The following is an 18,603-nucleotide window of genomic DNA, read 5'->3' as shown; positions in this document are numbered from 1 at the left end:
TCGCCGGCTTCGTCAGCGCCAAAGCCGACGCAGTTGTGTGAATCCCGTAGCCCAGCGGGGGAGCATCGAGGGACCGGTCATTCCAACAGTCGTTTGAACGTTCGCTTGCGTCGCGGCTGGCCGACTTGCACACTTGGCGAATTATTGCAGACCTCATGGCGCGGTTTTCGCGCACTTATGAAAGTTCGAGACTTTGACCCTTTCCACCACCGCGGCGATTAAGGCCGCGCCGACGGACGTCCTGAGCTCCGTGGACGCCCTGATCGCAGGGCTGGCCAGCGTCGGCTACATCGCGTCCAAGCGCATCGCCACGGCGCTCTACATGGCCATCCACCTGCAAAAGCCGATCCTGGTCGAAGGCTCGGCCGGCGTGGGCAAGACCGAGCTGGCGCTGTCGACCGCCGCCCTGCTGGGCCAGCCGCTGATCCGCATGCAGTGCTATGAGGGCCTGGACGAGTCCAAGGCGCTGTACGAGTGGAAGTACGGCAAGCAGCTGCTCTACACCCAAATCCTGAAGGACCGGATGGGCGCGGCGCTCTCCGACGCCGCCGACATGGACGCGGCGATGGACCGGCTGCACGGCATCGGCGACCTGTTCTTCTCCGAGCCCTTCCTGGAACCGCGCCCGTTGATGAAGGCGCTGAAGGAAGACGACGGCTGCGTGCTGCTGATCGACGAGATCGACAAGTCCGACGAGGCCTTCGAAGCCTTCCTGCTCGAGGTGCTGTCGGCTTACCAGGTCTCGATCCCCGAGCTGGGCGTGATCAAGGCCAAGACCCCGCCCCTGGTCTTCCTGACCTCCAACAACGTCCGCGACCTGGGCGACGCGCTGAAGCGCCGCTGCCTGCACCTGCACATCCCGCTGCCGGACGCTGCGCTGGAACGCCGAATCGTCGCCAGCCGCGTACCCGACATCGAGGCGACCCTGACCGCCGAGCTGGTCGGCTTCGTGCAGTCGCTGCGCACACTGGACCTGCGCAAGTCGCCCTCGATCTCCGAGACCGTGGATTGGGCCCGTGCGCTGATCCTGCTCAACGCCGACAGCCTGGATGTGGAGGTCGTGCGCGACACCCTCAACGTGTTGCTGAAATTCGAACCCGACATCAACGCCGTGGAGCCGCAGATCGGCGAGTTGCTCCGCCGGCCGGCGGCCTGATCCCATGCAGGGCGCTTTGGAAGACTTCTTCCGGGCCCTGCGGGCCGCGGACGTCAAGGTCTCGCCTGTGGAGGCGATCGACGCGCACCTGACGGTGGCGAAAGTCGGCTTCTCGGACCGTGAACTGTTCAAGGATGCGCTGTGCGCCACCTTGGCCAAGACCGCCGACGAGGTGGTGCGGTTCGACGCGACCTTCGACACCTTCTTCGCCCGCGACCAGGTGTCCTTCACCCCGCCGCCGCCAAGCGGGCAGGACGGCGGCGATCCGATGGACGGCCTGCCGCCCGAGGCCGCGGAATCCGACCTCGCCCGGATGCTGCTGGAGGGCGACGCCGCCTCCATCGCCCAGGCTATGGAAGAGGCCGCCGAACGTGCCCAGGTCTCACAGATCCGCCTCTCGACCCAGCGCTCGCGCCTGACGCGCCGGCTGCTGGAGGAGATGGGGCTGGCGCAGATCGAGGCGATCATCAACGCGGCGCGCAAGCTGGAAGGCGGGGGCGACGCCGCTGACCGACTGGAAGCGGGCAAGCGCAGGCTGGCCGAGGAAGCCCAGCGTTATGTGGCGCGCCAGCACGAACTCTACGCCTCAGGCTCGGGCAAGATGCTCCGTGAGGAGATGCTGGCCCGCAAGGCGCTGAACGCCGAGGGCGGGATCGATCCCGTCGACCAGGCGATGATGCAGGCCCTGGTCAAGAAGATGGCCAAGCGGCTGGCCGACCGCTACTCGCGCCGCCGCAACCGCGCCAAGCGCGGCCACATGGACATCCGCCGCACGCTGCGCAAATCCATGCCCTATGGCGGCATGCCCTTCGAGGTCATCTGGAAGACCGAGAAGATCGACAAGCCCTCGATCGTCTGCATCTGCGACGTGTCGAAGTCGGTGGCCGCCGCCGCCCAGTTCCTGCTGACCTTCCTCTACAGCCTGAACGAGGTGGTCGACCGCATGGAGGCCTACGCCTTCTCCGGCCGGCTGATCAGCGTCAACAACATCCTCGACGACGAGCATGTGGACGGGGCGATCTTCGAGGTGCTGAAGCGCATCGGCTTCCAACAGACCGACTATGGCAAGTCGCTGGAGGACTTCTGCGAGAACCACCTCGACCACGTCGACCGCCACACCACGGTGATCTTCCTGGGCGACGGGCGGTCGAACTACGCCGATCCGCGCCTGGACCTGATGGCCACCATCCAGAAGCGCGCCCGCTCAGTCATCTGGCTGAACCCGGAACCAGAGAGCTACTGGAGCCAGGGCGACAGCGTCATGTACCGCTATGAGCGCTTCTGCCACGTGGCCAAGACCTGCAACACGCTCGGCCAACTCGAACGGATCATCGAGGACGTGCTGCGGACCTACGTCCCGCACTGATCACGTTCAGCCTTCGAACCAGCCGCCGAGCACGCAGGACGGCGTGTCGCCGCGCACCGCCACGGTCGCGCGGCGTCCGACGCCCGGCGCGTAGAAGACCGTCCGCTCAGCGGTGGTGACGCCGATCAGCGCCGGCGCGGTGAACTGGCAGACGCGGTAGGTCGTGCGCTGGAAGAAGCCCCCTTCGCGGGGCGCGACGCAGCTCACATGCCCGAACTTCCGCGAGAAGCTGATGTCGCCGTAGTGGAAGACCGTCAGCGGCCGGCGTTCCGACGGGGACGGGATCGGCGCGGCGACGACCGGACAGGACGGGCCGGGAATGTTCCAGGCGGTGCGCATCGCCCGGCGGTCGGACCAGGTGGCGTAGATGCCCATCAGCGGCAGGCTCGCGACGATAGCCAAAACGCCAAGCACCCCGGCGGCGTCGAACACATCGGAGCGGGAGGGTGAGCGCCACGCCGTTGTCAGCAGCTTGGTCAGGTGCGTCGGCATGCTGCGTCCTCCAGGATCAAGACAGATGCGAGGCGGCCTCAGGGCCGGGCGTGCGGAGCCGTTCGAATGATCACGACCGACATCGGCCGGTCATCGCCAACCATTTGCGGAACCAGCCTAGGCCGCTCCGGGACCGGCGGCTGGCCGGCCCAGGCGGCCACGATCGCCACCGTCAGCGCGGCCGTGACCAGGATCGGCCCCGCCATCGTGTCCAGGCGCGGCGGCCGCGCCAGCGAGGCGATCCGCAGTTCCAAGGGATGGGCGCCGCGCGTCAGCCAGCGCGCGCCGAGCGGGAGGGAGACGCCGGACATCTGGACCTTCAGCAGCGCGCGCGCATAAGCCGCCTTGGTCACGCCGCGCCGACGCACCACCGCGGCGTCGCAGGCCAGTTCCTGATCCAGCCGGACGAACCCCGCCGCCAAATGCACCAGCGGATTGAACCAGCAGAGGCATTGCGCCGCCGCCAGCAACGCGTTCGCCCAGGGATCGCCGCGGGCGATGTGCTCGCGTTCATGCGCCCGCACCAGGGCGCGTTCCTCATCGCTATAGGCGCCGTCGTCCGGCGGCATCACCAGCCGGGGCGCGATGACGCCGATCACCGCCGGGCCGGTTCTCCCGGCGCGGGCAAGACGCAGGAACCGCATCTGGAGAACGGCGAGCCGCAGGACCATGAGGATCGCGCCCGCCAGCCACAGGGCGAGTAGGCTCGCGGCGAGGCCGGGCTCGCCGAGCGCCGATGCTCCCTCGACCACCCGCGCCGGCAGCAAGGTCGCGAACCCCGCAGCGGGCGGTATCGCCCAGAGGCTGTACGCCACCTGCGCCCCAACCATCCGCCGCGCCAGCGGACGGACGGCGAGAACCGTCAGGATCGCCAGGGCGGCCGCGAGGTTCACCCCCGTCAGGGCGGCGAGCAGCTCAGCCATCGCCCCGCTCCATGTCGGCGATCAGTTGCTTCAACCGCTTGAGCTCTTCCGGCGACAGGCGGCGATGCTGGGCGAAATGGGCGATCAGCGGCGCCAACTGGCCGTCGAACAGCCGGTCCAGCAGACCCTGGCTCTCGCCGGTCAGATAGTCGGCCTGGGAGATCAGCGGGCGATAGCGCACCCGCCCGTCCTCGCGCTCGGAGACGATCGCCTTCTTCTTCAGCAGCCGGGTGATCAGGGTGCGCACCGTGGCCTCGCCCCAGCCCTGCGGACCGGCGACGTCAGCCATGATCTCGTCGGCCGGGAGCGCGCCCCTGGCCCACAAGACCTGCATCACGAGACTCTCCGCCGAGCTGATCCGAGACATTTCTTACACCCGTAATGCAAATAAGTTACAGACGTAAGAAATGCCGTCAAGCGGCTCGAAGGCGCGCGCTCACCAGCTGTCGATCCAGCGCAGCTTCTTCTCGGTCCGCACCGGTATCGGCGGCAGGGACTTCAGCCCCGACAGCACCCAGCGGCGGGTGTCGGCCGGGTCGATGACGTTGTCCAAGGCCGGGCCGGACGCCTGCGACAGCGCCTTGCCCCGCGCATAGGCGGCGGCGACCATGTCGTCGAACTTGGCCTTGCGGGCGGCCGGGTCCTCGATGGCCGCCAGTTCGTTGCGGTAGCCGAGCTTCACCGAGCCCTCCAGGCCCATGCCGCCGAACTCGCCGGTCGGCCAGGACACGCAGAACATCGAGGCCTGGTAGGAGCCGCCGGTCATGGCGATGGCGCCCAGCCCATAGCTCTTGCGCAGGATCACTGAGAACAGCGGCACGGTCAGGTTGGCCCCGATCACGAACAGCCGCGAGCAGTGGCGGATCAGGCCGGTCTTCTCCGCCTCCGGCCCCACCATGTTGCCGGGCGTGTCCGACAGCGACAGCACCGGAATATCGAAGGCCTCGCAAAGCTGCAGGAACCGCGCGGCCTTGTCGGACGCGTCACTGTCGATCGCCCCGCCCAGGTGCTGCGGGTTGTTGGCGAACACCCCGACCGGGCGGCCCTCGATGCGGATGAAGGCGGTGACCATGGCCAGGCCGAACTTGGGCCGCAGCTCCAGCACCGAGTCGGTGTCGGCGATCAGCTCGATCACCTTGCGCACGTCATAGACCCGCAGCCGGTTCTCCGGGATCGCCCGGCGCAGCAGCCGCTGGTCGGCGGCGTCCCAATCCTTCACCGTCCCCTGGAAATAGGACAGGTACTGCTTGGCCAGCCGCACGGCGTCGGCCTCGTCTTCAGCCAGCACGTCGATGGTGCCGTTGGCCTGCATGACCTTGACCGGACCGATCTCCTCGGGCCGGAAGACCCCAAGACCGCCGCCCTCCACCATCGCCGGCCCGCCCATGCCAAGCGCCGAGTCCTTGGTGGCGATGATCACATCGCAGCAGCCAAGGATGGCGGCGTTGCCGGCGAAGCAGCGGCCGGAACTGATCCCGACCAGCGGCACGGCGCCGGACAACCGGCCCCAGAACTCAAAGCCCCGGACAAAGCCGCCGCCCTCGGTGTCGCCAGGCCGCCCGCCGCCGCCCTCGGTGAAGAACACCGTCGGCACCCGCCAGCGCGCGGCGATCTCGCTCATCCGGTCCAGCTTGTCGTGATTGTGCGAGCCCTGGGTGCCGGCCAACACGGTGTAGTCGTAGGCCATCACCGCGACCCGAGACTTCTCCTCGGCGAAGCGGTCGCCGTTGACCGCGCCCAGCCCCATGACCATGCCGTCGGCCGGCGTCTGGGCGATCAGCTCCTCCATGGTGTTCCGACGCCGACGCGCCGCCACCGTCAGGGCGCCGTATTCGGTGAAGCTGCCCTCGTCGCAGAGGTCGTCGATGTTCTCCCGCGTGGTCCGCTGGCCGGTCTTGCGCCGCCGCGCCGTGGCCTCGGGCCGCGCTGCGTCCAGGGTTCGGCGGTGACGCTCCAGCACCTCGGCCAGGTCGGGCCGGATGTGGTCGAGATCGACCACCACGTCCTCCGTCACCACGCCGCCCGCCACCTCGGTCTCCTCGATGAAGGCCAACGGATGCTCGTCAAAGACCGTGTCGCCCTCGGCCACCACGATCTGCCGCACGACGCCGGAGAAGCCCGCGGCGATCACGTGCTCCATCTTCATGGCTTCCATGACAAACAGCGGCTGGCCCTCGCGGACCTCGTCGCCGACCTTGGCCAACAGGCCGATCACGGTGCCCTGCAACGGCGCGCGCAGAGCCCGGGTCCCTTCCGGCCCCTCCGGTTCCTCCTCGTCGTCCTGCGCGGCGCTCTCCGCCTTGCCGTGGTGCAGGACCGCCAGCGGGTCGGAGGTGTCGACCTGCGCGCCCGCGCGCTTGACCGGCGCGGCGCCGGCGGTCTCGAAATAGAGCTTGGGCGCCTCGGGGCCGCCAGTCAGCTCCTCCATCCGCTCCTCGATGAAGCGGGTGTGGACCTCGCCATTGGCCACCGCCGGGTGAGCCAGCAGGCTTTGCAGGAAGCCAATATTGGTCGCCGATCCGGCGATGCGGAATTCCGACAGCGCCCGGCGCGCCTTGGCCGCGGCGGTCGGCAGGTCGACCGAGTGGACGATCAGCTTGGCCAACAGGCTGTCGAAGCGGGCGCTGGTGCGATAGCCGGCATAGCCGAACCCGTCGACGCGAACCCCCGGCCCCGAAGGCGGCTCATAGGCCGACAGCACCCCGCCGGACGGCTTGGCCGAACCATCGGCAGCCATGGTCTCCAGATTGATCCGCGCCTGCACCGCCGTCCCGCGCGGACTGGGAACCTGGGCTTGGGTCAGGCCCAGATCGGCCAGCGATCGGCCGCGCGCGACTTCGATCTGGATGCGAACAAGATCGAGACCGGTGACGGCCTCGGTGACCGTATGCTCGACCTGTAGCCGGGGATTGGCCTCGATGAAGACCACCGTCTCGCCGTCGACCAGGAACTCCACCGTGCCGAGATTTCGGTAGTGGGCGGCGCGGCCGAGCGCCACGGCGGCCTCGAACAGCCGCTCGCGGGTTTCCAGCGGCAAGCTGTCGGCCGGGGCGATCTCCACCACCTTCTGGCGTTGCCGCTGCAGGCTGCATTCCCGGTCCCACAGATGGGAGACCACCTGGCCGTCGCCAACGATCTGGACCTCGACATGCCGGGCGTGGGGCAGGAACTGTTCGACATAGAGCGAGCCGTCGCCGAACGCCGCCTGGGCCTCGGAGGCGCAGCGCTCGAACGCCTCGGGCAGCTCGCCTAGGGAACGCACCGGCCGCATGCCGCGCCCACCGCCGCCGGCCACCGCCTTGACCATCACCGCCCCGCCCTCGCCGAGCCCCTCCAGGAAGGCGCGCGCCTGGGCGAGCGTGGTCCCGCCGTCGGTCCCGGCCAGGATCGGCACGTCGCACTGGGCGGCCAGCGCCCGCGCACGGCCCTTGTCGCCGAATAGCTCCAGGGTCTCGGGCGATGGCCCGACGAAGGTGACGCCCGCCTCGGCGCAGGCCCGCGCAAACGCCGCGTTCTCCGACAGGAAGCCATAGCCGGGATGGATGGCGTCGCAGCCGAGCGCCTGGGCCGCCGCCAGGATCTGCGCGCCGTCGAGATAGGCCGCCGGACCCGAGCCGCTCAGGGCGTGGGCGGCGTCGGCCTTGCGGGTGTGAAGCGAGGCGGCGTCGTCGCTGGAATAGATCGCGAGCGTCTCGATCCCCAGCTCCGCGGCGGTGCGCGCGATGCGGACGGCGATCTCGCCACGGTTGGCGATCAGCAGCTTCTTCACTTGGCGTTCCCTCGGGCGTTTTCTTTCACTGTGCCCGCCGGGAAGCGCGCCGCCTAGCCGTCTCCGGCCGATACCAGTCCTTCGAAGAACGGACGAACATAGAGGTCGACCGCCGCCTGCGGCGTCAGGTCCGGCGTCCATTGGGGCAGCTCGGCGCCGGCGTTGATCATCGCCGTCAGCATCTGGGCGGCGATATTGGTGTCGACCGGCCGCACCGAGCCGTCGGCGACGCCATCGGAGATCAGCGAGGCGAAGCGGTCCGACAGACGGTCGAACTTCGCCAACAGCTGCGGCTGGATCGATTCCGGCGCCGAGGTCAGGGCCGAGGCGCGCAGCAGCGGCGCATTGCCCGACATCTGATAGCAGACCAGCGCCGAGGCCACCGTCATCAGGGTCTGCAGCCCGCTGGTCGAAATCTCCTCGGCCTGGCGGATCGCGCGGCGCATCACCTCGAAGGTGCGCTCGAAACAGGCCACCACCAGCTCGTCCTTGTTTTCGTTGTGGTGGTAGAAGGCGCCCTTGGTCACGTTGAGCCGCGCCGAGATCTTCTCGACCGAGGCGCCCAGATAGCCCTCTTCGTTGATCAGTTGGGTCGCCGCCCGCAAGAAGAGTTCGCTGGAGGCTTCCGGCCCGCCGGTGGGCTCGGCGATCAGGTCCGGCAGCGGCAGCGGCGCCCATGCCGAGCCCTGCGCCGCCAAGCCGTCGGCGGTGATCGACAGCACGCGCTGCGACACCCGGCCATAGTCCTCGACATCGTGCCGGCGTAGCCAGACCACCGCCCAGAACACCTCGGAGATCAGCAGGTGGGCGCGGGCGTTGAGCGCCGCACGCGGCAGGTTCGCGGTCTCTGGTCCCTCGACCACCCGGCGGACCTTACGGAACATGTCCAGATAGGCCTGGTTCACCGGCTCGCTGGCCAGCGCCCGCACGTCGTTGAAGACCGCGATGGGCTCGGCGAGGCCCTGAATAGCCCGCCCCTTGTAGTCGAAATAGGCGTCCAGGAAGAGCGCCAGGCGCTCGCGAACGGTCGTGCCCGCCTCACCCGCCGCCGACAGCGCGTTGAACTGGTCGATGCCGTGCAGGAAGCAGGCCGAGGCCAGGTCTTCCTTGTTCTTGAAATAATAGATGACGCCGGTCGGGACCAGGTTCAGCCGCGCGGCGACATCGGCCAGGGTCATGCCCCGAACGCCCTTGCGGTTGATCACCTCGACCGCCGAGCTGACGATGGCGTTCTTGCGCTGTTCGTAGCGCTTGGTCGGCGCACGAATCGCCGTCATCGGATCGATGTTGTCGGGGCCGTCCACCATGGCCAACGTCATACCGCGCCTTCAGATTTCCCGATAGCGCCACCTGCGCCCCGAACGCAAATCCATCCGGGGCCGGACAATATCGGAGCCCGCCTAGACGCTTTTCAGCAGCGCGGTGTCGACCGGCAGTTGCCGGATGCGCTTGCCGGTGGCGGCGAAGATCGCGTTGCACAGCGCCGGTATGATCGGCGGCAAGGCCGGTTCGCCCAGCCCCGTGGGCGAGTTGTCCGACTTGATGAAGTGGGTCTCGATCGGCGGCGCCTCGTTGATCCGCATCAGCTGGTAGTCGCCGAAATTGCCCTCCACCGCCGCGCCGTTCTCGATGGTGATCTTCTGGTGCAGGGCGCCCGACAGGCCGTCCAGCACTGAGCCCTCGACCTGGTTCAGCGCGCCGAACGGATTGATCACGTGCCGCCCCACATCGGCGGCGACCCAGACCTTCACCAGCTTGACGGCCCCGTCGGGGGCGACCGCCACCTCGACCACCTCGGCGAAGTAGCCCAGGTGGCTGTAGTGGAAGGCGATCCCCAGGCCCGAGCCCTTGGGCAGCTTGCGCCCCCAGCCGGACTTCTCGGCCGCCAGCTTGACCACCGCGGCCATGCGGCCGGCGGCGTAGCCGGACGGCGGATCGCCCACCATCGGCTTGTCGCCCAGCAGCTTCAGACGGAAGGCCACCGGATCGGCGCCCGCCGCATGGGCCAGTTCGTCGATGAACGACTGGACGACGAAGGCGATGGCGTTGGAGCCCGGCGCCCGCAGCGGTCCGGTCGGGATCCCCGCCGCCATCATCGAAAGATCGTAACGATAGTTGGTCAGGAACCGGGCTGGGAACTCGGTGGCGCCCATGCCGGCGCTGCGCGCCGCCACACCGTTCTCGCCCAGGGTGACGAAGTGGTCGTGCCAGCCGACGATGTCGCCCGCCGCATTCACGCCGCCCTTCAGGAAGTGCCAGCCGGCCGGGCGATAGAAGTCGTGGCGCATGTCGTCTTCGCGCGTCCACAGCAGCTTCACCGGCGCGCCGACTTGCTTCGAAATCCAGACGGCCTCGACCATGTAGTCGTTCATCAGCCGCCGGCCGAAGCCGCCGCCGCCGCGGATCATGTGGATGGTGATCGCCTCGGGCGCGACGCCCAGGGTCTTGGCGACCAGCTGACGGCCGGGCTCGGGGTTCTGGGTCGGCGCCCAGATCTCGATCTTGCCGTCCTTGAAGTGGGCCGTGCAGTTCTGCGGCTCGAGATTGGCGTGCGAGATGAACGGATAGGCGTAGGCCGCCTCCACCGTCTTGCTCGCGCCCTTCAGCGCCGCGGCCACGTCGCCGTCGTTGCGTTCGGTCTTCTGCGGCGCGGCCTTGGAGAGCTCGACCGCCTGGGCGGCGAAGGCGGCGCTCGACTGCTTGGCGGTCGGATGGTCCGCCCAGCGGGTGTTCAGCTGGTCGCGCCCCTTGCGAGCGGCCCACCAGCTGTCGGCGACGACGGCAACGCCCGGCAACAGGCCGTCGAGCACGGTCCCGCCCTCGACCACGAAGGCGTCGCGCACGCCCTTCACGGCCTTGGCGGCCGCCAAGTCGGCCCCCGCCACCTTGGCCGCGAACACCGGCGCCTTCTCATAGGTCGCGTACAGCATCCCGGGCACGGTGACGTCGATGCCGAACAACGGCTTGCCGGTGACGATGGCCGCGGTGTCGACCTGGCGCTTGGCGTGGCCGATGATCTTGTAGTCCTTGGGGTCCTTCAGCGGCACGGTCTTCAGGTCGGGCACCGGAACGCCCGCCGCCTTGCCCGCCAGCGCGCCATAGGTCGCCTTGCGCTTGGAGCCGGCGTGATGAACCACGCCGGACGCCGTCGTGCACTCGCTGGCCGGCACGCCCCAACCTTGGGCCGCCGCGGCGATCAGCATCACCCGCGCGGCCGCGCCGACCCGGCGCAGTTCGTCCCAGTGCAGCGGAGTGGCCATGCTGCCGCCCGCGAACTGGCGGCCATAGACCGTGGGGTCGTTCAGCGCCTGCTCGGTGCGAACGCTGTCCCAGTCGACGTCCAGTTCCTCGGCGATCAGCATCGGTAGCATCGTCTTGATGCCCTGCCCGACCTCCGGGTTCTTGGCGACGATGGTGACGAGGTTGTCAGGCGCGACGCGGACATAGGCGTTGAGCGCCCCGCCGGCGCCGCCGGCCTCGGCCGCGCCGGCCTTGCCCGCGACAGTGAACGACAGCAGCAACCCGCCGCCGGCCAGGACGCCGCGACGCGAGGCTATGAAGGGGTGGGATCCGTCAGCCATGATCTCAAGCCTCCGTCTTCTGGCCGGACGCCAGCTTTATCGCCGCCCGGATGCGGGTGTAGGTGGCGCAGCGGCAGATGTTGCCGCTCATCGCCTCGTCGATATCGGCGTCGGTCGGCTTGGCCTTGGCGGTCAGCAGGGCGGTGGCCGACATGATCTGGCCCGCCTGGCAGTAGCCGCATTGGGCGACGTCGAGCTCGGTCCAGGCGGCCTGCACCTTCTTGCCCACGGCGCTGTCCCCGACACCCTCGATGGTGACGATCTTCGCCGCGCCCAGGCTCTCGACCGGCATTGAGCAGGAGCGCACCGGGGCGCCGTCCACATGCACCGTGCAGGCGCCGCACTGAGCGATCCCGCAGCCGTACTTCGGGCCGAGAATGCCCAGCGTATCGCGCAGGACCCAGAGCAGCGGGGTGTCGCCGTCGACATCCGCCGACAACGTCTTGCCGTTCACGTTCAGCTTGAAGGCCATCAAAGCCGCCCTCCCATTGATTTTGCGAAATCCTAAGGGGTCAGGGCGTCATGCCGCAAGCGGAGGAAATCTATCGAACTCACCCGCGAGAGGCTCAAACCGGAAGATTAATTACAGAATAGAAAGCCTGAATTTCGTGTAATGTTTTGAGTGTAATTTCGGTAACTTCTTTAATTCTCTGTCATTACACCAACTTCACAAGACTTCGGCGATCTCCCGACGCTATCACTCACTCATCGGCGGCCCAGCGGTCGCCCCAGCCACTACAGATGAATTTGGGAGATTTCAGATGTTCAAGATCAGCAGCACCCTCGCCGGCGTCGCCACCATCGCCCTCGCCACCGTCCCGATGCTCGCCCTCGCCAGCGGCGCCCACGCCGCCCCGGTGGTCGTGAAGGTTTCGGACCTCGACACCTCGAGCGCGCAGGGCGCCCAGATCCTGAACCAGCGCATCGCCGTCGCCGCCCGCGAGTTCTGCGCCCAGGCCGATCCGGTCAATCAAGGCCGCCTGCCCAGCTACGCCTGCATCCAGGGCGTCCGCGCCGAGGTCGCCGACAGCATGGCCGGCCGCAATGCGATGATGTCGCCGGCCCGCGCCACCACCCTGGCCCAGCGCTAAGTCTCATCCGCCACCGCGGACGCCAAGGCCCGCCCTCAGTGGCGGGCTTTTTCGTGGCCACTCCCTAGCGGGAGGCCACGGCCTGCATGATGCGGTCGGACGACGGGCGGCCTGCAAGACCGTCGTCGGGCGCCACGGTGATCCGCATCTCGCCGCCGGAGAGGGTCGCGGCGGGTTTCTTGCCCTCGATCAGCTTCACCTTCTTCAGGCGGCCCAGCAGGCTGCGGCCGTCGGGCAGGCGTGACAGACGCGCCACCGCCTCGGCGGCCACGGTCGCGGCGTCGGCGACGACGGCCGAGGAGTCCGGCGAGGCGTCGGCTTCGAAGGGGATCAGGCGCCGCGCCGCGCGGCTGGCCTTGGCGCTGGCCTGGGCCATGCGCTCCAGCAGCACCTGCGGACTGAGCGGCGCCAGGCGCAGCGCGGTTCCGCCGCCGGCCAGGGCGACCGGCGAGCCGCCGGGTCGCTCGGACGTGAACAGGGTCAGGCCGCCGAGCCGCGTGGCCCGCAGCATCGGCTCGCCCAGATCGTTCTTGTAGATCACGTCGCCGCGCGGGGCCGGATGCGGACGCAGCGCCCAGACCTCGGGGCTGCCGTCGAACTTCATGAAGGCCCGGGTCTGGCTGCGATCGAGGACGAACCCCTCGCCTTCCTGGCTGACATAGCGCGCGACGGGGGGGCTGGCGCGGCGTCCAGGGGCCGGGCGATCGCCGAACAAACCTTCCCGCAGAGTCTGGGGCGCGGCGTCGGCGGGTTGCGCATAGCCAACGCTCAACGCCGCGGCGAACGCCGCGGCGAAGAGGGGCAGGTACGCTGACGCCGGTCTTTCGCTTCCCATCAAGATAGGCAGATGCCCTTTGAGTGGGGCGCTTTTTGGACCCCGAACAAGCTTAGCCGGCCATGTACTGGCCACCGTTCAGCGACAATGTCGACCCGGTGACATAGCCCGCATGCTCGCCGGCGAGGAACGCGACCATGTCGGCGATCTCTTCGCCCTTGCCCAACCGGCCGACCGGGATCTGGCCGATGATGGCCGCCAGGACGTTTTCCGGCACCGCTTGCACCATCTCGGTGTCGATATAGCCGGGGGCGATGCAGTTGACAGTCACGCCCTTGCGCGCGTTTTCCAGCGCCAACGCCTTGGTGAAACCGATGACCCCGGCCTTGGCGGCCGAATAGTTGGTCTGACCCATCTGGCCCTTCTGGCCGTTGATCGACGAAATATTGATCACCCGCCCCCAGGAGCGGTCGCGCATGCCCTCGATCACGTGGCGGGTCATGTTGAACACCGAGTCCATATTGACCCGGATGACCTCGGACCACTGCTCAGGCGTCATCTTGTGGAACACGCCGTCGCGGGTGATGCCGGCGTTATTGACCAGGACCTCGATGGGTCCGAGTTCGGCGCTGACCGCCTCGGTCGCGCGGCGGCAGTCTTCAAAACTGCCGACATTGCCCTTCACGACCATCACGCCCAGTTCGTCGGCGCAGGCCTTGGCCGCTTCCTCGTTACCCGAATATCCAGCAGCGACCTTGAAGCCGTCGCTCTTCAACCGCTCGCAGATCGCCCGGCCGATGCCGCGCGTCCCACCCGTCACGAACGCTACTCTGCCCATTGGGCCGCCTCCCGTTTGAAAATCGGGGCGCCGGTTGCTCCGGCGCTCCCACTCAGATGGTCAGACTGCTTCGACGCACATGGCAACGCCCATACCGCCACCGACGCACAGCGTGGCCAGGCCCTTCTTAGCGCCCGAACGTTTCATTTCGTGCACGAGGGTGGTGAGAATCCGCGCACCCGAGGCGCCGATCGGGTGGCCGATGGCGATGGCTCCGCCGTTGACGTTCACCTTGGCCGGATCGAGGCCAAGGTCGCGGACCACGCAGATCGACTGGGCGGCGAAGGCCTCGTTGGACTCGATGAGATCCAGATCATCGACGCTCCAGCCGGCCTTCTCCAGCGCCTTGCGGCTGGCCGGGATCGGGCCGGTGCCCATGATTTCCGGGTCCACCCCGGCATTGGCCCAGGAGGCGATGCGGGCCAGGGGCTTCAGGCCGCGCTTGGCGGCCTCGTCGGCGCTCATCAGCACCAGGGCCGCGGCGCCGTCATTGAGGCCGGACGCATTGGCCGCGGTGACCGAGCCGTCCTTGGCGAAGGCCGGGCGCAGGCCCGAGACGCTGTCGAGGGTCGCGCCGTGGCGGATGTATTCGTCCTGATCAACAATCGTATCGCCCTTGCGGCCCTTGATGGTCACCGGGGCGATCTCGCCGGCGAACTTGCCGGCCTTCTGGGCGGCCTCGGCCTTGTTCTGGCTGGCGACGGCGAAGGCGTCCTGGTCCTCGCGGGTGATCTGCCAGCGGTTGGCGATGTTCTCAGCGGTCTGACCCATGTGATAGCCATGGAAGGCGTCCCACAGGCCGTCCTTGATCATGGTGTCGATCAGGGCCAGGTCGCCCATCTTCTGGCCGCCGCGCAGGTTCTGGGCGTGCGGCGACTGGCTCATGCTCTCCTGGCCGCCGGCGATCACCACGCTGGCCGAGCCGTCGGCGATCTGCTGGGCGCCGAGCGCGACCGCGCGCAGCCCGGACCCGCAAAGCTGGTTCAGGCTCCAGGCCGGGCTCTCGACCGGGATGCCGGCGTTGACCGCCGCCTGGCGGGCCGGGCCTTGGCCGGCGCCGGCCTGCAGCACCTGGCCCATGATCACCTCGCCGACGTCGGCGGCGGTGATGCCGGCGCGCTCGATGGCGGCCAAGATGGCGATCTTGCCAAGCTCGTGGGCGGGCAAGCTGGAAAGCGCCCCGTTGAACGATCCGACCGGGGTGCGGGCGGCGGAGACGATGACGACGTCGCTCATGGCGGGCTCCTGGAGATTTAGGGATTTCATCTATCGATAAACCCCGGAGCTTGGGCAAGGGGGTGCAACCAACTCGCCTGATCAGAACGCCCGCTTTCCGAAGTCGCTCGCATCCGCGATACTGCGGTGCAAGAGTAAGGCCTCGCCACGGGGGGCGGGCCTAATAAGGGATTGTGGGATGGCCGAGACCCAGGGATCCGGCGACGTTCGCGTCGTCATCAAGAAGTATGCGAACCGGCGGCTCTACAACACCGCCTCGTCGTCCTACGTGACGCTCGAGCACCTCTCGGAAATGGTGAAGCAAGGCGTCGATTTCGTCGTCTATGACGCCAAGACCAACGNCCTCCTGCCGATTCAATTCCTGCGGCAGCTGATCGGCTTCTACGGCAATTCCATGCAGGCCTTCGTGCCGAGCTACCTGGAACTGTCGCTGGCCACCTTCGCCGAGCAGCAGGAGCGGATGCGTACGCAGTTCGCCACGCTGGGGACCGGCGGCGGGCTGGGCAGCGGTTACGAGGAACAGATCCGCCAGAACCTGGCCATGTTCGATCGTGCGATGAAGATGTTCTCGCCGTTCGCCTACAACCGCGGCGAAGAGCCTGCGGCGGCGCCCAAGGCGCCAGCCGAGCCGGCGCCGGCCGGAGACGAGACGCTGAACGCCCTGAAGAAGCAGATGGAAGAGATGCAGGCGCAGATCGAGAAGCTGGCCAAACGCTAGATTAACCTGGCCGCTGGTAGGCTCGCGTCGTCATGAGCTCCCCGATCGATCCTATCCGCAGGGCCAACCAGGTCCGCCGTGTCGGCCGTCGCCGCGCCGCGGACGGCGCGCAATCGCCCGAGACCGAGGATCGCAGCGTGCCGGCGATCTATGAGCCTGCGCCGACGCCGGCGATCGCCCAGCCGGCCGGGGTCGCCGCCGTCTTCGCCGCCCAGGTCCTGGGCCAGGACGGCCAGAAACGCGGGCTGCGCGGCGGCCGCGAAACGCTCGACACCGCGCGCACCGTCTACAATCAGACCGAATATTCCGGGGCCGCCGACCGCCGAGCCCCAAAGGGCGGTACGGCGAAGACCGACGTCTGATAGGCTGAGCGCCATGAAGGGTTTCGTCGCAGTCTGACGCCGCGCTAGCGGACGTCCCCAGATAGCTGGAACCAGGCGCCCCGCGCCCTGGCGCGATGCCCCATGCCGCCGCCCTTCATGGCCGCGCACCGCGCGGCGCACAGACTTCGGACATCATCATGGACCTTTTGATTGGGCGGGCCGCCGCGCCCGACGACGCCTACATGCCCATCTGGGCTCCGCTGCTGGCCTTTAACCAGCAGGCGGTCGGAAACGCCCAGGGCGAGCCCTTCGCCCTGACCATCACCGCCCCGAACGACGACAAGGTGCTGGGCGGTCTCTGGGCGCTCTCGCTCTGGGGATCGTTCTACATCGGCCTGGTCGTCGCCCCGGAGGGCGCGCGCGGCCAGGGCCTGGGAACCCAGCTGATGGCTCAGGCGCAGGCCGAAGCCGTCGCGCGCGGCTGCCGCTCGATGTGGCTGGACACCTACGCCTTCCAGGCCCGGGCCTTCTATGAGCGCCTAGGGTTCAGCGTGTTTGGCCAGATCGACGGCCCGCCGCCGATGTTCCCGCGGGTGTTCATGCAGAAACTGCTGCCTGAGAGCTGACGGCGCGAGGGGGCGGGCCTACCGCCCCCTCAACCGCGCGATCTCGGCCTCCAGCGCCGCCACTTTCTTTTCCAGGGCCAGCAGCCGGCCGGCCAGGTCATCCTGGCCGGGCACGGGAGTCGAGACCCCCGCATGGTGGGCGATCTGCGCCGGGGGCACGCCCAGCAGGTCGGCGAAAATGCCCACCTCCTCGGCGGAAAGTTCCCGCTGATCCTTGAAGACCAGGGCGAGATCCGCCTCGCTCATGCCGGCGGCGGCGGCCATCACCCGTTGGCTGAGCGAGCATTCGGCCAGTTTGGCCTCGAACCACGACCTGTCGAAGAACAACGCCATCAGGTCCGCCCGCTCTGGCGCCAGTCTTGCTTAACCGGAAGTGAATCCATCGCCGACGGGACGCCCATGTTCGCCATCGCCATCCGCCTGTTCGACGTCGCCGTCGTGACGCTCATCTTCAGCGCGCTCACCTAAGACCGCCCCTCTAGATCCCGTCCTGCCCGAAATCGACGTCGCGGCGGGCCGAGACGATGGTGACGATGAAGCCGGCCAACACGTCCAGCAGCACCATCACCGTCAGCAGGAAGAAGGTCGAGGTCGCAAAGGCCGGAGCCAGCAGGAACTCCACCAGGCAGGCCACGAACAACAGCATCGACAGGGCGTGATTGACGATCGCCGTCCGCCGGCTGGTCGTCGATTTGAGCAGTTCAATGAACAGCACGATCAGGCCGACCAGCAGCATCAGGTCGCCCAGGGTCACCGGCCACTGGACGGCGTTGTTCATCGCAATCGAGAACATCGGCTCGCTCATCCGGATGGCGGCCTCCTGCGAGGAGAAGCCTCCGGCCAGGGTCAGGGCGACCAGATTGTAGGCGAGCACCGGCAGGAGCAGCAGCGGCAAGGCGGCGAACATGGAAACCCCTCCCCCTTGAGGATCGAGCAGAAGACTCCGCTGCTTCGCCAGACGCGACAAGATCAGGCCCTCAGAGCTCTTCCACCCGGCCCGGCAGGCGCGAGCGCGATTGCAACCACATCACTCCGAGCAGGTCCGAGAGCGAAGCCCAGAGCCGGCCGAGATTGGTGTATTTCGATTGGCCGGTCTGGCGGTGACGATGGTGCACCGGCTTGAAATCGACCTGATAGCCCTCGCGCAGCATCAAGGCCGGCAGGTAGCGGTGGATGTGGTCGAAGTACGGGAGCCGCAGGAAGGCGTCGCGCCGGAAGGCCTTCAGCCCGCAACCGGTGTCGTTGGCGGTGTCCCTCAGCATGCGCTTGCGCACGCCGTTGCCGAACTTCGAAGCGAACTTCTTGGCCGAGCTGTCCTGGCGTTTCACCCGCTCGCCGCCGACCAGCACCAGTTCGGGGGGGCCTGCGAGCAGCGCGTCCACCAACCCCGGCCCATCGGCCGGATCGTTCTGGCCGTCGCCGTCCAAAGTCACGATCACATCGCCGCGGGCGCCCAGGACGCCGGTGCGGATCGACCGGCTCTGCCCGGAATTCTTGGCGTGGGTAAGCACCCGCAGTTGCGGGATCTCCGCCTTCAGCGCGGTGAGCGCCGCGCGGGTCCCGTCGCGGCTGTGGTCGTCGACAAAGACGATCTCGAAATCGCGGCCTGCGAAGGCCGTGGCGATCTCGCGGGCGAGATCGGGCGCCGCGCCTTCCTCGTCGAAGACGGGGACGACCACGGAGATGTCGGGCGTTGATTTGGCCATGAT

The 18,603-nt window shown here is 68.1% G+C and carries 19 protein-coding genes and 1 pseudogene; 7 read left to right on the top strand and 13 right to left on the bottom strand.

Annotated elements, in window-relative coordinates; all coding sequences use genetic code 11:
• Positions 1-193: 193 nt before the first annotated feature.
• Together ASE02_RS05600 and ASE02_RS05595 are read left to right on the top strand one after the other, a co-directional pair.
• Positions 194-1,156, top strand: a complete 963-nt coding sequence (locus ASE02_RS05600) for a MoxR family ATPase (protein ID WP_056731989.1) — start codon at positions 194-196, stop codon at positions 1,154-1,156.
• Between the two features lie 4 nt (positions 1,157-1,160).
• Positions 1,161-2,522, top strand: coding sequence for a VWA domain-containing protein (locus tag ASE02_RS05595; RefSeq protein ID WP_056731987.1), 1,362 nt, complete (start codon positions 1,161-1,163; stop codon positions 2,520-2,522).
• Positions 2,523-2,528: 6 nt separating this feature from the next.
• On the opposite strand, the gene ASE02_RS05590 is transcribed toward ASE02_RS05595, so the two are convergent.
• The 7 genes from ASE02_RS05590 to ASE02_RS05560 form a co-directional block, all read right to left on the bottom strand.
• Entirely contained in the window at positions 2,529-3,014 is a 486-nt protein-coding gene (locus tag ASE02_RS05590) for a hypothetical protein (RefSeq protein ID WP_056731984.1), read from the bottom strand.
• Positions 3,015-3,052: 38 nt separating this feature from the next.
• Positions 3,053-3,937 (bottom strand): M56 family metallopeptidase, encoded by an 885-nt coding sequence (locus tag ASE02_RS05585; protein ID WP_056731982.1) that lies wholly within the window; start codon positions 3,935-3,937, stop codon positions 3,053-3,055.
• Positions 3,930-4,304, bottom strand: coding sequence for a BlaI/MecI/CopY family transcriptional regulator (locus tag ASE02_RS05580; protein ID WP_056731980.1), 375 nt, complete (start codon positions 4,302-4,304; stop codon positions 3,930-3,932). The genes ASE02_RS05585 and ASE02_RS05580 overlap by 8 nt, the downstream gene beginning before the upstream one ends.
• Positions 4,305-4,373: 69 nt before the next feature.
• Positions 4,374-7,706, bottom strand: a complete 3,333-nt coding sequence (locus ASE02_RS05575; RefSeq protein ID WP_056731978.1) for a carboxyl transferase domain-containing protein — start codon at positions 7,704-7,706, stop codon at positions 4,374-4,376.
• Positions 7,707-7,759: 53 nt separating this feature from the next.
• Positions 7,760-9,025, bottom strand: a complete 1,266-nt coding sequence (locus ASE02_RS05570; protein WP_056731976.1) for a TetR/AcrR family transcriptional regulator — start codon at positions 9,023-9,025, stop codon at positions 7,760-7,762.
• 81 nt (positions 9,026-9,106) lie between these two features.
• On the bottom strand, positions 9,107-11,287 hold the full coding sequence (locus tag ASE02_RS05565; protein WP_056731974.1) for a xanthine dehydrogenase family protein molybdopterin-binding subunit: 2,181 nt from the start codon (positions 11,285-11,287) through the stop codon (positions 9,107-9,109).
• A 4-nt stretch (positions 11,288-11,291) separates the two neighbouring features.
• Positions 11,292-11,759: a (2Fe-2S)-binding protein gene (locus tag ASE02_RS05560; RefSeq protein WP_056732014.1), complete on the bottom strand. Its 468-nt coding sequence runs from the start codon at positions 11,757-11,759 to the stop codon at positions 11,292-11,294.
• A 289-nt stretch (positions 11,760-12,048) separates the two neighbouring features.
• Between ASE02_RS05560 and ASE02_RS05555 the strand changes: the two genes are divergently transcribed.
• Complete coding sequence (locus tag ASE02_RS05555) at positions 12,049-12,378, top strand: UrcA family protein (RefSeq protein WP_056731972.1); 330 nt, start codon at positions 12,049-12,051, stop codon at positions 12,376-12,378.
• 64 nt (positions 12,379-12,442) lie between these two features.
• Here ASE02_RS05555 and ASE02_RS05550 read toward each other — a convergent pair whose 3' ends face one another.
• Genes ASE02_RS05550 through ASE02_RS05540 form a run of 3 tightly spaced genes read right to left on the bottom strand, consistent with a single transcriptional unit; the run spans position 12,443 to position 15,227 of the window.
• Positions 12,443-13,213: a DUF4908 domain-containing protein gene (locus ASE02_RS05550; RefSeq protein ID WP_056731970.1), complete on the bottom strand. Its 771-nt coding sequence runs from the start codon at positions 13,211-13,213 to the stop codon at positions 12,443-12,445.
• A gap of 52 nt (positions 13,214-13,265) precedes the next feature.
• Positions 13,266-13,991 (bottom strand): beta-ketoacyl-ACP reductase, encoded by a 726-nt coding sequence (locus ASE02_RS05545; RefSeq protein WP_056731969.1) that lies wholly within the window; start codon positions 13,989-13,991, stop codon positions 13,266-13,268.
• Positions 13,992-14,051: 60 nt separating this feature from the next.
• Complete coding sequence (locus tag ASE02_RS05540) at positions 14,052-15,227, bottom strand: acetyl-CoA C-acetyltransferase (protein WP_056731967.1); 1,176 nt, start codon at positions 15,225-15,227, stop codon at positions 14,052-14,054.
• 178 nt (positions 15,228-15,405) lie between these two features.
• On the opposite strand from ASE02_RS05540, the pseudogene ASE02_RS22870 reads away from it, so the two are divergent.
• The 4 genes and pseudogenes from ASE02_RS22870 to ASE02_RS05525 form a co-directional block, all read left to right on the top strand.
• Positions 15,406-15,568, top strand: a pseudogene (locus tag ASE02_RS22870) (polyhydroxyalkanoate synthesis regulator DNA-binding domain-containing protein); the annotation flags it as partial.
• A 1-nt stretch (position 15,569) separates the two neighbouring features.
• On the top strand, positions 15,570-15,945 hold a 376-nt coding region (locus ASE02_RS05535), incomplete at its 5' end, for a PHB accumulation regulatory domain-containing protein (protein ID WP_369818523.1).
• A 32-nt stretch (positions 15,946-15,977) separates the two neighbouring features.
• Positions 15,978-16,307: a hypothetical protein gene (locus ASE02_RS05530; protein WP_056731962.1), complete on the top strand. Its 330-nt coding sequence runs from the start codon at positions 15,978-15,980 to the stop codon at positions 16,305-16,307.
• Positions 16,308-16,465: 158 nt separating this feature from the next.
• Positions 16,466-16,894, top strand: a complete 429-nt coding sequence (locus ASE02_RS05525; protein ID WP_056731960.1) for a GNAT family N-acetyltransferase — start codon at positions 16,466-16,468, stop codon at positions 16,892-16,894.
• An 18-nt stretch (positions 16,895-16,912) separates the two neighbouring features.
• Here ASE02_RS05525 and ASE02_RS05520 read toward each other — a convergent pair whose 3' ends face one another.
• The 3 genes from ASE02_RS05520 to ASE02_RS05510 all read right to left on the bottom strand — a co-directional run bounded on the left by ASE02_RS05520 (position 16,913) and on the right by ASE02_RS05510 (position 18,600).
• Complete coding sequence (locus ASE02_RS05520) at positions 16,913-17,227, bottom strand: helix-turn-helix domain-containing protein (protein WP_056731957.1); 315 nt, start codon at positions 17,225-17,227, stop codon at positions 16,913-16,915.
• 145 nt (positions 17,228-17,372) lie between these two features.
• Entirely contained in the window at positions 17,373-17,801 is a 429-nt protein-coding gene (locus ASE02_RS05515) for a hypothetical protein (RefSeq protein WP_056731956.1), read from the bottom strand.
• A 70-nt stretch (positions 17,802-17,871) separates the two neighbouring features.
• Complete coding sequence (locus tag ASE02_RS05510) at positions 17,872-18,600, bottom strand: glycosyltransferase family 2 protein (RefSeq protein WP_056731953.1); 729 nt, start codon at positions 18,598-18,600, stop codon at positions 17,872-17,874.
• Positions 18,601-18,603 lie beyond the last annotated feature (3 nt).

Source organism: Phenylobacterium sp. Root700, from assembly GCF_001429025.1.
GTDB lineage: Bacteria > Pseudomonadota > Alphaproteobacteria > Caulobacterales > Caulobacteraceae > Phenylobacterium.
This window is presented reverse-complemented; position numbering and strand designations above follow the sequence as displayed.